This is a genomic window from Neobacillus sp. (assembly GCF_031988165.1).
Classification (GTDB): Bacteria; Bacillota; Bacilli; order Bacillales; family Cytobacillaceae; genus Neobacillus; species Neobacillus rhizosphaerae.
Genome location: NZ_DALZYO010000005.1, coordinates 79,851 through 94,270 on the forward strand (window position 1 = coordinate 79,851; position 14,420 = coordinate 94,270).

The following is a 14,420-nucleotide window of genomic DNA, read 5'->3' on the forward strand; positions in this document are numbered from 1 at the left end:
AAGAAATATGTAGTTTCTTTTCCGCGCAGCCATCTCCTTTTTTCTGGCCGATAGGAAAGTATAACATTCCTATCAGGCATAAGTGCAACTACGCCTTTGACTTCGCCTAACGGCTTGCCAATCGGCGAGTTTTCTTTAGATGGGTTGAAGTGAGTTCTTAGATGTCATACATCTATTCTTATTGTACCCACAATTTCTGAAAATTTCTACCACTATAGAAAAAAATTACAAAACTTTAATAACTACTAAAAATAATTTGAATTTGCCGCCTCCTTTATTTTTCTCATACTATAAGTTATGGTGTACATTGTTTGGATTATGATAAATTATCTGAATTTTTAATTAAATATTTCTCTTTTTTATGGCATATATGCTACTAAAAAAAAACAGTGTTTTTCTTAAGCAAAATTGCTTAGATATTTGCAATAATGATATTGTTAATAATGGGTAAATATCTTGTACAGGGGGTAAACAATATTGGCACAATTGAATTGGCTAAGTGAAGTGGAAAAAAGAAAAGAGGCTCTTATAAAGGACACTCAGGATTTATTACATATTAGAAGCCTATTGGATGAAGAAAATGCAACGGATGATGCACCGCTAGGGAAAGGAGTAAAAGAAGCGCTAGATTTTATGCTTCAGCTAGGTGAAAGGGATGGCTTTACACCGAAAAATGTGGGCAATCTTGCAGGGCACCTAGAATTTGGCGAAGGGAAAGAACTGCTCGGTATCCTTTGCCATGTGGACGTCGTTCCAGAAGGGGATGGCTGGTCAAGTGATCCTTATGGAGCAGAAATTCGCGATGGGAAAATTTTTGCCCGCGGTGCATTAGATGACAAGGGGCCGACAATGGCGGCGTATTATGCAATGAAAATTGTGAAAGAACTTGGTTTGCCGCTTAAGAAGCGTGTTCGGATGATTATTGGTACAGACGAAGAAAGTAACTGGCGCTGTGTTGATCATTATTTTAAGCATGAAGAAATGCCGACGCTAGGATTTGCTCCTGATGCTGATTTCCCAATTATTAATGCGGAAAAAGGGATTGCCGATTTTGATTTCGTTCAGAAAAAAATGTTACAAGATATACCTGTGACAAATGTTGTGGTCGTGAGCTTTGTTTCTGGAAAAAGATACAATATGGTTCCCGATCATGCCAAAGCAACCCTTTTGATTAAGGATAATCAAGATGATGTCGTCCAGCAATTTGAAGATTTTATGAAGCAACATGAGCTAGAACATGATTACCATATCGAAAACGGAGAATTAATATTAGAAGTGAAAGGTATCTCTGCCCATGGAATGGAGCCCAAGAATGGGACAAATGCCGGATTGTTTTTAGGAGAATTTCTTTCTAATCTAGGTTTAGATGCGAAAGCCGCACATTATTTCCAATTCGTTTCCGACTATTTCTTTAACGATTCACGCGGTGTCAATCTTGGTGTCGCTTATTCAGATGATATTTCTGGAGAATTAACCATCAACCCTGGTAAGCTTTCCTATACAAAGGACTCTGGTGGAAGAATCGGAATGACATGCCGCTATCCTGTGACTAACAAAATGGAAGCAACAAAAACGAAGCTAGATGATCTATTGTTAAATAAAGGCTTCGAGATTGAAAACTTTTCTGACTCTAAACCACATCATGTCGACGAAAAAGAATTTCTGATTCAAACCTTGAAAAAAGTATATGAAGAACAAACAGGAGAAAAGGCGGAGTTAATTGCGATCGGAGGAGGTACCTATGCCCGTTCGCTAAAAGCGGGTGTGGCGTTTGGTCCATTATTTCCTGGAAGACCAGATATTGCACACCAAAAAGACGAATATATGTATATAGAGGATTTACTGAGAGCAACAGCGATTTATGCACAAGCCATTTATGAGCTTGCACAAAATGAATAAGTAAATCAGAGGAGAAATGGGAGAATGAAGTATGCAATTTTAAACGGGAAAATGATTGCCCGGTCGGAAGCGAAAGTGGATGTAGAGGACCGTGGCTATCAATTTGGCGATGGGGTGTATGAAGTCATCCGTGTCTATAACGGAAAAATGTTTACTGCCAAGGAACATTTGAAGCGTTTTGTCAAAAGTTCCGAAAGTATCGGCATATATATCCCATACACAATTGATCAATTAACGGAATCTCTTGAAGAACTCATTGAACAAAATAAGCTTCATCTTGGAACCATTTATATGCAAATTACAAGGGGAGTTGCCCCACGTAATCATGCCTTTCCAACTGCGGATGTAACACCAACTCTTGTAGCCTATACGAAGGAAGTTGCTAGACCAGAGGATAGTTTAAATTCGGGTGTGAAAACAATCATTATGGAGGATATTCGCTGGCTACGCTGTGACATTAAAAGTTTAAATTTGCTGGGCAATTTATTAGCCAAACAGAAAGCAGCTGATGAAGGTTGCTTTGAAGCAATCCAGCATCGTGGACAAGATGTGACAGAAGGAAGCTCGTCGAATGTTTTTATCGTTAAAAATGGCGTTGTTATTACCCATGAATCGAATAATTTAATTTTGAAGGGCATTACGAAAGATGTGATTTTGCAGGTTTGCACGGACAACAATGTTCAGGTTGAGGAACGAACATTTACTCTCGAAGAGCTAGAGCAGGCGGATGAGGTATTTCTCTCAAGCACGACATCCGAGGTCATGCCGATTGTTGAAATAGATGGAAAAAAAGTCAAAGAAGGTTTAACTGGACCTGTAACAAGAAAACTGCAAGAACTATTTGAGAGAGAAATTGCCAAACAATGTGGCAATCTTAAGCACGAGTTTTTATTATAGTAAAGAAAGACGTGTTAGCAACCTGCGACACGTCTTTTTTCAAAAGTTTAGTTAAACTGAAACAAATCACTCGATAAATATCTTCCTCCCATCTCACAGGCAATGCAAATGACCACCTGATCAGACGAAAGGTGCTTCGCGATCTCTATTGCAGCAGCAAAGCAAGCTGCACCAGAGGACCGGCCAACGAGAATTCCTTCCTCTAGCAAGGACCTTCCTTTCTTATTCTTTCTATCTCCATCATAAATATATTTTTTATCATTGTAAAAAATATCGGTTAACTTCGTCTGCAAATAGATACAATTAGGAGAAAATAGACTAAAATTGAGAAAAAGGAATGAATAAAATGGAGCAGCGAAACCACTATTTCTTTGCTGTAAGAATTCCCGATGACACGAAATTAATCATGAAAAATCGTATCAGTCAATTAAAGGAAATCATCTCTTTTAGCCGGTGGGTCCACTATGAAGATATCCATATTACATTGACCTTTCTTGGCGGTGCTGAAACAGTAAAACTAGATGCAGCAGTACGAAACGTGAAAAAGGCTTTAAAGGATGCAAAAGCCCTGCCGTTGAAAATTAACAAACTAGGATTTTTTGGGGCGGAAGATTCTCCGCGGGTATTTTGGGCGGATACCGAGGAAAGCAAGGAGCTACAGATTATCAGAAAAAAAGTATTTTCTGCCTGCGAGGAGGCAGGATTTCAACTAGAGACAAGACCCTTCCGACCCCATATAACACTTGCACGAAAGTGGAACGGGGCCTCAGTATTTCAAATTGAACTGCTGGACGAGTGGAATAAACTTCAGCCCGAACCACTGCCTTTTCAAGCAGATGAAATCGTTTTATACCAAACACATCTTCACCAAACACCGAAATATGAAGCAATAAATAGATTCCCATTGCAATCATAGAATTTTATAAATAAAGGTTGGTTTTATGAATTACATTTACTTTATTATTAATCCAAAAGCGGGAAACGGTCATTGTTTTAAAATTTGGGGGGGAATTGAAGCGCAGCTTAAGGCTGAACAGGTTCCCTATCTGGCATTTTTCACTGAATATCCAGGTCATGCTAAAAAACTTGCCAGTCAAATTGCCGTCAAAAATGATAACGAAAAAATCATTATTGCAGTTGGCGGTGACGGAACAATGCATGAGGTCATGAATGGTGTCATCAAGCATAATAATATAACACTTGGATTTATCCCAGGCGGGTCTGGGAATGATTTTTCAAGAGGATTTTTAATTCCTTCCGATCCATTAGAAGCCTTAAAAGTGCTACTTCGGCTGATGAAACATGAGCCAGCATTAATTGATGCTGGGAAAATGATCATGAAAGATAATACTGAACACTATTTTATTAACAATATGGGTGCAGGATTTGATGCAATCATTGCCTATAAAGTGAATCATTCGCGGATAAAGGCAGTGTTAAATAAGCTATCCCTCGGCCGTTTGGTTTATGTTTTTTTTCTGTTAAAAGAATTATTCACTTATAAAACAGCAACAATTGATTTATCAATTGATGGGCAAAAGCATATATTTGAAAAAACATGGTTTGTTACTGTCTCCAATCAACCATATTATGGCGGAGGGATGAAGATTGCCCCTGACGCACAACCGGATGATGGCCAGCTTGATATTACGGTTCTCCAACAGTTATCAAGATGGAAGCTATTACTTGTTTTCATCAGTGTTTTTTGGGGAAAGCACATACATTTTAAAGAAGTAAAGACATTTAAGGGAAAAATGGTGTCTATCCACTCGTCCGCCTCCTTGTATGTCCATGGTGATGGAGAGCATATTGGTTATACCCCATTAAATATAGATATCCAGGTTAAAGGATTGCAGGTGTTAACAAGAAGAAAAAATAAGAATGAAGTTGACTTGAAAGAGAGGAGCTCGAATGATATCTTCTGAACGAAAATTTCTGGCCTACTTGGATGAGATGAATATCATTACGGTACTTCTTCCACTTTCATATCATCAAGGTCTGTCGTCCTCATTCTTTCTTATTTATGATTCTGAGAAGAGCCCACTGTCAATCATTAGCAAAAGCCAGATTGAACATAATCAAAAATATATTTGTCAGCTAGCAGGGGATTTTTCATTTGGTAAGCAATATTGGATCATGGATGAACATGGGGGCAAAACAGACCTGCAGATAGGTGCAGTGATTCGAACGGAGTCATTTGATAATAAATTTTATTATGGCGGGAATGATCTTGGCGTGACCTTTGCTGCCAATCAAACTCGTTTTAAACTTTGGGCACCAACTGCCACTCAAGTGAAATTAAAAATACTTCCGCCAAACAGTCATTTTTCCGAAATGCTCAAGATGAAACGGGAGGATTTTGGTGTATGGTCAGTGGGAGTCAACCGGGATTTAGAGTTCTTTCAATATAGTTTTCTCATTCAAGTGAATCAGGAGTGGCGAGAGGCTGTTGATCCATATGCGAAGGCTGTGACAGCCAATGGGGAGCAAGGGGCTATTGTGAAGCTTGAGAAAAGCCGTGGGCAAAAATATTGGTTATCTGCCTTTGAAAGTCCGGTGGATATGATTATTTATGAAACTCATATTAGAGACTTCAGTATTCATGAAAACAGTGGAATCCACGATAAAGGACTCTATCTTGGTGGCGGAGAGCTAAATACCAAGGGGATTGACGGTGGGCCAACTGGATTATCCTATTTAAAAGATTTAGGAATTACCCATATTGAATTCCTCCCATTTAATGATTTTGCTGGTATTGATGAATTGGAAAGAAATAAAGCCTATAATTGGGGATATAATCCCCTTCATTTCAATACTCCCGAAGGCAGTTTTTCCACCGACCCCTCGAATCCTTATACAAGAATTATCGAATTGAAACAATTAATTGATCAGATTCATCGTAGCGATCTCCGCGTGATAATGGATGTGGTTTACAACCATGTTTTTATTCGTGAAAATTCCTCTTTTGAAAAAGTAGTCCCTGGCTATTATTTTCGCCATAATGAAATGGGATTGCCCTCTAACGGTACAGGTGTTGGAAACGATATTGCTTCCGAACGAAGAATGGTCAGGAAATTTATTCTTGATTCAGTGCGGTATTGGCAGGAGGAATATCATATTGATGGTTTTCGTTTTGATTTAATGGGGATATTGGATGTAGAGACCATGTCTGAAATCTGTAAACTGTGTGAAAGTTTGGCAAAAGGAACGATCATACTCGGCGAGGGGTGGAACCTCAATACCCCCCTTCCTCACGAACAAAAAGCGATTATTGCCAATCAGGCGAAAATGCCTCAAGTTGCTCAGTTCAATGATAAATTTCGCGACACGATTAAAGGCAGTACCTTTAACTTGTTTGATAAAGGATATGCCTTAGGGAATGAACATTATCGAGCCACTGCTTTCGAGGTCATCACAGGAAGCATTGGTTTTCAAAAGAAAGAAAATCGACTCTTTAATGAACCCTTTCAATCCGTGAATTATATTGAATGCCATGATAATCATACACTATGGGATAAACTTCTTTCATGTCTCCCTGAAGGGGATGACTTGACGCGGATGAAATATCACCGGCTTGCTACAGGAATTGTCCTATTGTCCCAAGGGATTCCTTTTCTTAACAGCGGGCAGGAGTTTTTTCGAACAAAACTGGGTGATGGAAATAGCTACCGCTCCCCTGATCATATTAATCAGCTTGATTGGGACCGGAAAAGTCAGTTTATAAAGAATGTGAATTATATAAAAGGACTCATTCAAATTCGTAAAGCCTTTCCTTGTTTCCGAATGAGAACGGCGGTTGAAATCCGTAACAATATCCACCCCTTACTAATAGCTGAACCGCTGATAGGATGCGTATTACACAAGGATCCACATGAGGTTCTTTTGTTGATTAATCCGTGCTCCAAGCAGCAATCCATTTCCCTTCCTGAGGGAGAATGGTCGATTTTGGCTGATCATGATTATGTGGGAATTTCTTCCAAATATGATCCTATTAAAGAAGAAATCACGATGGAACCTGTTTCGCTTTATGTTTTACTAAAAAAATAGTTTCTCAAGATTACTTGACGAAAAAAGGCAATTGGAGATAAAATTTATAAAGATGGCTATTGAATGGAATGGTATCAATAGCTTTTTTTTTATTTTCCGATAAGAAAGAATAACTTTTCTATCGGACATAAGGGCAACTACCCCTTATGAACCGCCCTTAGGGGCTCGCCAATCGGCGAGTTTTCTTTATGAAAAAGTAAAGCTGTTGATATGATTGTGGTTAAATAAACCTTCGGCAGCATAGGTTTTCCCACTGAATAAGATGGGTAATTAAGTCCATTAGAACGGCATAAATTGAAGGTGAACAATTTTGGAACATATACTAGGACAAGAATGGGAAATAATCCCTGCTGGGGGCGCAACGGGAGAGGCCTTTTATGCAAGCTATGAGGATCAAAGGCTTTTTTTAAAGCGGAATTCTTCTCCATTCCTTGCGGTTCTTTCAGCAGAGGGTATTGTCCCAAAGCTTGTTTGGACGAAACGATTGGAAAACGGAGATGTTATAACGGCACAACAATGGCTAGAAGGCCGTGAACTAAAGCCGTTTGAGATGGACCATGAGCTTGTGGCCAGGTTATTAAAGAAAATTCACCGTTCAGAGCCGATGCTGGGAATGCTTAGTCGGTTAGAGACTTCACCATTGCTGCCGGAAACCTTTTTTCAATCGGTGGTAAATGAGTTGGATGAACAGGTGTTATCCTTAACGGAAGTGCAAAAGGCGATGAGCTTTTTAAAGAAGGAAGCAGTAAATGTCTATTGCGAGGAAAAAGTCGTTTGCCATGGCGATGTGAACCATAACAACTGGCTGCTCGCGGAGGACAACCAGTTGTACTTGATTGATTGGGATGGGGCGATGATTGCCGACCCGGCCGTTGACTTAGGATTACTGCTTTATTGGTATATTCCAGAAGAAAACTGGCAAGATTGGCTAAACATGTACGGAAAAAGGCTTACCGATCATTTAAGGTTACGAATGAAATGGTATGTTGCTCTTCAAACCTTAACATCGATTCAGTGGTATAAAAGTAAAAATCGCCTGGAAGAAATGAACAAATGGATAACGTTTTTAAACGATATCCTCTAGCTAAGAAAACTGATCCATATTGTTTACCCATTGTGATAAATTATTTTGGTTGGATAAAATATGCTGATCCAAATCAGCAGTTTGCGCTCCGTGCTGGCTATACTGGTAGACCTCCTGCAAAATGTTTTTAATATTTTCATCAACTTGAGTGTTTACCATCAGTGATTTTACCAGGCGTTCCAATTGTTCACACTCTGCTACGGATCCACAGCAATCTGTTTGATGATTGTTTAAGATATCTTTTAATAAGGTTACTTGGTCATTATGATTTAATGGCATGAAAGCACATCCTTTCAAAGTGGGAATTTAAAAAGGAATTCACAGTTAGGTTGTGAATTCTTTTCTTGTTTATACATATGCTTCTTTCCTTAATTACCATTTAATTTAGCTTGCATGCGTGTATTTAGCGTGATATGGTTTGAACTATAATTTTTACTAGGAGTGCTAAAATGAGACTTAGGAATAAGCCTTGGGCAAAGGACAAAATAGAGCAACACTCACAATATATTGTGGCAAATCCAGAAAACAGCAAAGGTAATTGGCATAAAGTTTTTGAAAAGGATCAGCCGCTTCATATTGAAGTTGGCACCGGAAAAGGCCGATTCATAACGGAAATGGCACGAGCCAATCCAGAAATAAACTATATGGGAATTGAATTATACGATAGTGTTATCGTAGCGGCTTTGGATCGTTTAATTGAAGCGGATTTACCGAATTTAAAGCTTCTAAATGTCAATGCTGCTGATTTAGGGAAATATTTTGCGAAAAATGATGTAGATCGTGTTTATTTGAACTTCTCTGACCCATGGCCGAAAATCCGTCATGAAAAAAGAAGATTAACCTATAAAGACTTCTTAAAGCTTTATGAAGATATCATGGTCGATGGCGGAGAAATTCATTTTAAAACGGACAATCAAGGATTGTTTGAATACTCGCTGATGAGCTTCTCTGAATATGGGTTATTATTGAAATACCTTAGTCTTGATTTTCATAAAAGTGGCTATGAAGGAAATATCATGACAGAATATGAAGAGAAATTTTCCGAAAAAGGGAATCGTATTTATCGTTGTGAAGTTAAATATCAGAATTAATAAAGTAGACAGTTCTTTAAGAGAGCTGTCCTTTTTTGTTTTCTCCAGCATAAATGGGCAGTAAGGTCCCCAATGATTGAAGGAAGTTTCACTTTATTAATAATCAGCTAATGGTAAAATAGGGGAATAAGGAGGTTGGGATGATGGAGACATTACAGATTGGACATGTTTCACTTACGTGGTTATCAGGGGGTATTACCAATTTAGACGGCGGTGCTATGTTTGGGGTCGTTCCCAAAGCGCTATGGTCAAGGAAATATCCGCCAAATGAAAAGAACCAAATTGAATTGCCTACTGACCCGATTTTGATCCAAATCGATGGGAAAAATATATTAGTCGAAGCAGGCATTGGCAAAGGAAAGTTAACAGAGAAACAACTAAGGAATTATGGAGTAACGAAAGAATCCGAGCTTGACGAATCTTTACAGTCCTTAGGCTTAAATGTGGAGCAAATTGATTATGTCTTAATGACGCATTTGCATTTTGACCATGCCTGCGGTTTGACAAAGCTTGTGGATGAAGAGTACGTATCAGTCTTTCCTAATGCAAAAATCATTTCTTCACAAATCGAATGGGATGAAATGCGCAACCCTAATATCCGTTCGAAAAATACATATTGGAAAGAAAATTGGGAAGCGATAGAAGCTCAGGTTGAAACGTTTGATGGAACATGGAGTCTTGGTCCAATTCGGTTGGTCCATGTCGGAGGACATAGTAATGGACTTTCCATCCTTATCATTGAGGACGAAGGAGAAATGGCGATTCATATGGCTGATTTGATGGCGACACACGCTCATCAAAATAGTCTTTGGGTAATGGCCTATGATGATTACCCAATGGATTCGATTGCAGCAAAAGAAAAGTGGATTCCCTATGCACTTGAAAAAAACGCCTGGTTCACGTTTTACCATGACGCCTTTTACCGTGCAGTCAAATGGGGAGCAGATGGACAAATAGCAGAGAGTATTAAACGATTAAGATAAAGAAAACTCGCCGATTGTGAAGTGACCACCAAAAATGGGGGTGCAGTTCAATTGTGGCGAGTTTTCTTTCATCAAGATACTATTTCATTGGATAAACGACATATATCTATGAGGGTTCCTGTTTGAGCGTCGGCAATAAATTCATACTGTTCATTAGAGCCGTTGTTATTTTTTGAAATGCCTCCCTTGTAAACTTTATAATGGATTTGGTATTTTTCATACGGTTCTGCTTCCATATGTATCCATGAACCACTAATAGGTCCATTCTGTTTAAATTGCTTTTTTACCTGTTCTAATACTTTTTCAGGTGAGACTTTTATCTTTTGAGTAATGACTTCGTGAGCGGCATATCCCCCAATGATACCAACCGCAGCACCTAGGATAAACGACTTCCAGTTCATTTGCAAAAACCTCCAAAAAATTAATTGGAAAAGATTACATCCAAGATTCTCCTCTCAGTATATCGTATTTGCAAGTAACAAGGTAATATTACAAATATTGAAATGAAATATTGGTAAGCGGTCAAAAATTTCTGTAAAATAAAATTTATTCGTAGAATTAAAAAATGACCAAAAGGAGTTTCACAATGAACGAACAAACCTTAAAGCTTTTTCAAACGTTAACAGAGCTGCCCGGTGCACCCGGAAACGAGCATTTAGTAAGAAAATTTATGAGGGAACAGCTTTCTTCATACTCTGATGAAATTATCCAAGATCAGCTAGGAAGCATTTTTGGTGTAAAAAAAGGAAATGGTACTGGACCAACCGTGATGGTGGCGGGGCATATGGATGAAGTGGGATTCATGGTGACTTCGATTACAGATAATGGGATGATTCGGTTTCAGACGTTAGGTGGATGGTGGAGCCAGGTTCTTCTAGCCCAGCGTGTTCAAGTGATGACCAAAAATGGTCCGGTCATTGGTGTTGTTGGGTCGATTCCACCACATCTATTAGACGAATCAAAGAAAAATAAACCAATGGAAATGAAAAACATGCTTATTGATATCGGAGCAGATGACCGTGAGAACGCCGAGAGAATCGGGATCAAACCTGGTCAGGCAATCCTGCCAATTTGCCCATTTACGCCAATGGCAAATCCAAAAAAGATTTTAGCGAAGGCTTGGGATAACCGTTACGGCTGTGGATTAGCGATTGAACTGCTCAAGGAACTAAAAGACGAGACTTTACCAAATATCCTCTATTCCGGAGCAACGGTTCAGGAGGAAGTCGGTTTGCGCGGCGCTCAAACTGCGGCTAATATGATTAATCCTGATATCTTTTTTGCGTTAGATGCAAGCCCGGCAAATGATATGAGTGGAGATAAAAATGAATTTGGTCAATTAGGAAAAGGAACCCTACTTCGTATCCTTGATCGCACCATGGTAACACATCGCGGTATGCGCGAGTTTGTTCTTGATACAGCAGAAACACACAATATCCCCTATCAATATTTTGTTTCCCAGGGCGGTACAGATGCAGGGCGTGTTCATTTATCCAATGAAGGAGTTCCAAGTGCGGTTATCGGTATTTGTTCACGCTATATTCATACACATGCCTCTATCGTCCATGTTGATGATTACGCTGCCGCAAAAGAACTAGTGGTAAAATTGGTAAAAGCTTGTGACCAAACAACGGTAGATACCATCAAATCAAACAGTTAATATTCCAGGGGGCATAATTATATGTCTCCTTTTAATGTTGAAAAGGAGATTACCGTTATGAAAATTATCATCGGATCAAAAAATCCAGCAAAAATTAATGCTGTAAAAAATAGTTTTTCTCTCCAAGTAGCAGAGTTTATCTCGGTAGATATTCCATCTGGTGTAAACGAACAGCCGTTTTCTGATGAAGAAACGATTAAGGGAGCGATCAATCGAGCCGTAGGTGCTTTAACGCAAGGAAACGGCGATATTGGGATTGGTCTTGAGGGAGGAGTACAAGAAACGAGCCACGGTTTGCTGCTCTGTAACTGGGGAGCTCTTGCTTCAAACGAAATGGAGCCGATTATTGCCGGTGGTGCAAGATTCCTTCTTCCTGAAGAAGTAGCAGCAAGACTTAGAGCAGGCGAAGAGCTCGGCCCGGTTATGGATGACTACGCCAAAAGGCAAAATGTAAGAAAACATGAAGGGGCAGTTGGGATTTTTACAAATGGAAGAATTAACCGTGTGGAAATGTTTTCCCATCTAATGAACCTGCTAGTCGGACAATTTACCTATCAACGAGAAAGATAACTTATTTTTCGACCGCAAAAATCGACAAAAGTCTTGTCATTTGAATATTCTGGCAGGTATGATGGAAATAGGACTTTATTCGTGTTATTAGGAGGCGGAAAATCTGAATTTCTTCAAAACCATTACTATTTTCTTACTATCGGTTCTTTTATTAACTGCTTGTAACAAAGCAACCTTTAAAGAAGAAAGTAAGACAACTATAAAAACGGTACAGACAACATTTAATGAAAAGGAAAAAAAGCCAAATAAAAAAAGTGGAAAAATTCATTTTTATTTACCTGCCAGTTACGAAATAAAAGATGAATCTCCTACTAATATCATTTTAAAAAAGGGTGCTGACACCTATATTCTTTTTATTAATCCGCAAGAAGAAACCTCAAGTGATGTTAACTATAAAGCAACGGTTGACCAGTATAAAGCTCTTGATACGAACGAAAAATTTACACATGATAATAAACTTGGCTTTTTGACAATTAAGCAGTTGAAGGATGATAACTTAAATGAACTAACCATAGGTGTCGGTGGAGCAAAAATAACGACACAAGTAAAAACAAGTAATTTGAATGATGATTCAAAGGACATGATGGAAATTGTCAATTCGGTTAAAACAGAAAAATAAAACGGAGAGGGAGACCCCCTTCGTTTTTTTTCGTATAGAAAATAGCATTTTCTAGTAGTTCTATATTTTTTATGCTGTAAAAAATATAAGTAAGGAAACAAATAGGAAAATTCCAATATTGGAATTGGACAGAAAAAGAATAAATCTTATAAAGTTTGCCTGGTTCTGGGCACAATAATCGTATCTGATCATTCTTTTGCGAAAATATATCAGGTGCATATTATTGGACTGAAAAGCATTATGGTTGTTATGCTTTCAGTAGCAAGTTCCTAAAACACATATATTCAAACGGAGGCGTTGAATTTGAAAAACTTAGAGTCAATGGAGCAATTTGCCCAACTTCGTGACGGAGAAAAAACAATCTTTATGTTTTCAGCGAACTGGTGCGGGGATTGCCGCTTTATCGAACCTGTGCTGCCAGAAATAGAAGCAAAATTTAATGAATTTACTTTTATACATGTTGACCGTGATCAATTTATTGATTTATGCCAACAGGTGGACGTATATGGAATTCCAAGCTTTATCGCGTATGAAAGCGGAAAAGAGCTTGGCCGTTTTGTAAGTAAAGACCGCAAAACGCAAGAGGAAATCGAAGGATTTATTTCAGGTTTAAAATAAAATGGATGAAACCCTCTATCTTCTTTGAGATGGGGGTTTTTTAATGTACAATAGGATTTACAGCTCCTAGAAATGGTGGGTTTAATATGAAAATGGATAGCAAGAAAATGCGACGGGAATTAGAAGAACGATTGGCTAGAAAAGATAGAGTGATTTCTTATGACCGTGAAAAAGATCTGCTTCGTATCGAAAGTGAATTGAGTGGTAAGGGAATCACGATCTCATTGCCTGGAATTGTGGCTAAATGGCATGTCAAACAAGAAAAAGCCATCGATGAAATTGTTTACTACGTGGAAGAAGGACTCCAAGCAATGGAGGACCCCATCCAATTGACCGATCACGAGCGAAAAATATATCCTGTCATTCGCTCAACGTCTTTTCCGACTGAAGCAGAAGAGGGAGTCCCATTTTTAAGCGAAGAACATACTGCGGAAACCAAGATTTATTATGCCTATGACATGGGTAACACGTATCGCTTAATTGACAAACGTATTATGGAAAAAGAGGGATGGTCCCCTAGCAGGATTAAGGAAATTGCCTTATTTAATGCACGATCTCTTCCTACCCCGTTAAAAGAGGATCAGGTTGCAGGGAATACGTTTTATTTTCTAAACACCAATGATGGCTATGATGCTACTCGAATATTAAATAAGGGATTCCTAAATGATATTGAAAAGCGACTAACAGGGACAATGGTACTTGCCGTTCCCCATCAGGATGTGTTAATTATTGCTGATATCCGTAATGACCGAGGCTATGACGTTATTGCCCAAATGGCGATGAGCTTTTTTGCTAACGGCCATGTGCCTATCACAGCGTTGTCATTTCTATATGAAGATGGGGAATTAGAGCCGATTTTTATTATGGGGAAAAATAAATAACAACTCGGAGAAGGATCACAAAAAAAGAGTGGTCTTTTTTCATGACTACTTTCCTTATGTATCCAATTTGA

Annotated in this window: 15 protein-coding genes and 1 pseudogene; 13 read left to right on the forward strand and 3 right to left on the reverse strand. The window is 38.7% G+C overall.

The annotated features are described in order from the left end of the window. The first annotated feature begins 477 nt into the window (after positions 1–477). Positions 478–1,899, forward strand: a complete 1,422-nt coding sequence (gene pepV / locus RTR43_RS04315) for a dipeptidase PepV (protein WP_312469934.1) — start codon at positions 478–480, stop codon at positions 1,897–1,899. A 24-nt stretch (positions 1,900–1,923) separates the two neighbouring features. Further along, the gene (gene dat / locus RTR43_RS04320; RefSeq protein WP_312469936.1) at positions 1,924–2,796 is read left to right on the forward strand and encodes a D-amino-acid transaminase; all 873 of its coding nucleotides are present in this window, start codon (positions 1,924–1,926) and stop codon (positions 2,794–2,796) included. Between the two features lie 47 nt (positions 2,797–2,843). Here the strand turns inward: dat and RTR43_RS04325 are convergent. After that, positions 2,844–3,005 (reverse strand): annotated as a pseudogene (locus RTR43_RS04325) (cysteine synthase A); the annotation flags it as partial. Between the two features lie 137 nt (positions 3,006–3,142). On the opposite strand from RTR43_RS04325, the gene thpR reads away from it, so the two are divergent. The 4 genes from thpR to RTR43_RS04345 all read left to right on the forward strand — a co-directional run bounded on the left by thpR (position 3,143) and on the right by RTR43_RS04345 (position 7,927). After that, a complete protein-coding gene (gene thpR, locus RTR43_RS04330; RefSeq protein WP_312469937.1) occupies positions 3,143–3,712 on the forward strand; it encodes an RNA 2',3'-cyclic phosphodiesterase in 570 nt (189 codons plus the stop codon). Positions 3,713–3,737: 25 nt separating this feature from the next. Beyond that, positions 3,738–4,721: a diacylglycerol/lipid kinase family protein gene (locus tag RTR43_RS04335; RefSeq protein ID WP_312469938.1), complete on the forward strand. Its 984-nt coding sequence runs from the start codon at positions 3,738–3,740 to the stop codon at positions 4,719–4,721. Next, complete coding sequence (pulA, locus tag RTR43_RS04340) at positions 4,708–6,843, forward strand: type I pullulanase (RefSeq protein WP_312469939.1); 2,136 nt, start codon at positions 4,708–4,710, stop codon at positions 6,841–6,843. Before RTR43_RS04335 ends, pulA begins: the two co-directional genes overlap by 14 nt. 310 nt (positions 6,844–7,153) lie before the next feature. Continuing rightward, the gene (locus RTR43_RS04345) at positions 7,154–7,927 is read left to right on the forward strand and encodes a phosphotransferase (protein WP_312469940.1); all 774 of its coding nucleotides are present in this window, start codon (positions 7,154–7,156) and stop codon (positions 7,925–7,927) included. Here RTR43_RS04345 and RTR43_RS04350 read toward each other — a convergent pair whose 3' ends face one another. Continuing rightward, positions 7,928–8,206 carry a YtzH-like family protein gene (locus tag RTR43_RS04350; RefSeq protein ID WP_312469942.1) on the reverse strand — a complete coding sequence of 93 codons (279 nt, stop codon included), beginning with the start codon at positions 8,204–8,206 and terminating at the stop codon, positions 7,928–7,930. Between the two features lie 170 nt (positions 8,207–8,376). On the opposite strand from RTR43_RS04350, the gene trmB reads away from it, so the two are divergent. Both trmB and RTR43_RS04360 read left to right on the forward strand, forming a co-directional pair. Next, positions 8,377–9,018, forward strand: coding sequence for a tRNA (guanosine(46)-N7)-methyltransferase TrmB (gene trmB / locus RTR43_RS04355; protein ID WP_312469943.1), 642 nt, complete (start codon positions 8,377–8,379; stop codon positions 9,016–9,018). A 143-nt stretch (positions 9,019–9,161) separates the two neighbouring features. Continuing rightward, positions 9,162–10,001, forward strand: coding sequence for a YtnP family quorum-quenching lactonase (locus RTR43_RS04360; RefSeq protein WP_312470026.1), 840 nt, complete (start codon positions 9,162–9,164; stop codon positions 9,999–10,001). A gap of 71 nt (positions 10,002–10,072) precedes the next feature. Here the strand turns inward: RTR43_RS04360 and RTR43_RS04365 are convergent, their stop codons facing one another. Further along, entirely contained in the window at positions 10,073–10,402 is a 330-nt protein-coding gene (locus RTR43_RS04365) for a PepSY domain-containing protein (protein WP_312469944.1), read from the reverse strand. A 185-nt stretch (positions 10,403–10,587) separates the two neighbouring features. Here RTR43_RS04365 and RTR43_RS04370 point away from each other — a divergent pair, with 185 nt between their 5' ends. From RTR43_RS04370 to RTR43_RS04390, 5 genes are all read left to right on the forward strand, one after another. Next, positions 10,588–11,661: a M42 family metallopeptidase gene (locus RTR43_RS04370; protein ID WP_312469946.1), complete on the forward strand. Its 1,074-nt coding sequence runs from the start codon at positions 10,588–10,590 to the stop codon at positions 11,659–11,661. A 57-nt stretch (positions 11,662–11,718) separates the two neighbouring features. Next, entirely contained in the window at positions 11,719–12,231 is a 513-nt protein-coding gene (locus RTR43_RS04375) for a DUF84 family protein (protein ID WP_312470027.1), read from the forward strand. A 466-nt stretch (positions 12,232–12,697) separates the two neighbouring features. Then, positions 12,698–12,850, forward strand: coding sequence for a hypothetical protein (locus RTR43_RS04380; protein WP_312469947.1), 153 nt, complete (start codon positions 12,698–12,700; stop codon positions 12,848–12,850). 303 nt (positions 12,851–13,153) lie between these two features. Further along, complete coding sequence (locus RTR43_RS04385) at positions 13,154–13,468, forward strand: thioredoxin family protein (RefSeq protein WP_312469948.1); 315 nt, start codon at positions 13,154–13,156, stop codon at positions 13,466–13,468. Between the two features lie 86 nt (positions 13,469–13,554). Then, on the forward strand, positions 13,555–14,349 hold the full coding sequence (locus RTR43_RS04390) for a DUF1444 domain-containing protein (RefSeq protein WP_312469950.1): 795 nt from the start codon (positions 13,555–13,557) through the stop codon (positions 14,347–14,349). Positions 14,350–14,420 lie beyond the last annotated feature (71 nt).

What these genes read in the sequence shown, in the direction of transcription:
- thpR (WP_312469937.1), top strand. Translation starts at nt 3,143, where the DNA reads ATGGAGCAGCGAAACCACTATTTCTTTGCTGTAAGAATTCCCGATGAC.
- dat (WP_312469936.1), top strand. Translation starts at nt 1,924, where the DNA reads ATGAAGTATGCAATTTTAAACGGGAAAATGATTGCCCGGTCGGAAGCG.
- RTR43_RS04350 (WP_312469942.1), bottom strand. Translation starts at nt 8,206, where the DNA reads ATGCCATTAAATCATAATGACCAAGTAACCTTATTAAAAGATATCTTA.
- RTR43_RS04370 (WP_312469946.1), top strand. Translation starts at nt 10,588, where the DNA reads ATGAACGAACAAACCTTAAAGCTTTTTCAAACGTTAACAGAGCTGCCC.
- RTR43_RS04375 (WP_312470027.1), top strand. Translation starts at nt 11,719, where the DNA reads ATGAAAATTATCATCGGATCAAAAAATCCAGCAAAAATTAATGCTGTA.
- RTR43_RS04390 (WP_312469950.1), top strand. Translation starts at nt 13,555, where the DNA reads ATGAAAATGGATAGCAAGAAAATGCGACGGGAATTAGAAGAACGATTG.
- RTR43_RS04365 (WP_312469944.1), bottom strand. Translation starts at nt 10,402, where the DNA reads ATGAACTGGAAGTCGTTTATCCTAGGTGCTGCGGTTGGTATCATTGGG.
- trmB (WP_312469943.1), top strand. Translation starts at nt 8,377, where the DNA reads ATGAGACTTAGGAATAAGCCTTGGGCAAAGGACAAAATAGAGCAACAC.
- pulA (WP_312469939.1), top strand. Translation starts at nt 4,708, where the DNA reads ATGATATCTTCTGAACGAAAATTTCTGGCCTACTTGGATGAGATGAAT.
- RTR43_RS04360 (WP_312470026.1), top strand. Translation starts at nt 9,162, where the DNA reads ATGGAGACATTACAGATTGGACATGTTTCACTTACGTGGTTATCAGGG.
- RTR43_RS04335 (WP_312469938.1), top strand. Translation starts at nt 3,738, where the DNA reads ATGAATTACATTTACTTTATTATTAATCCAAAAGCGGGAAACGGTCAT.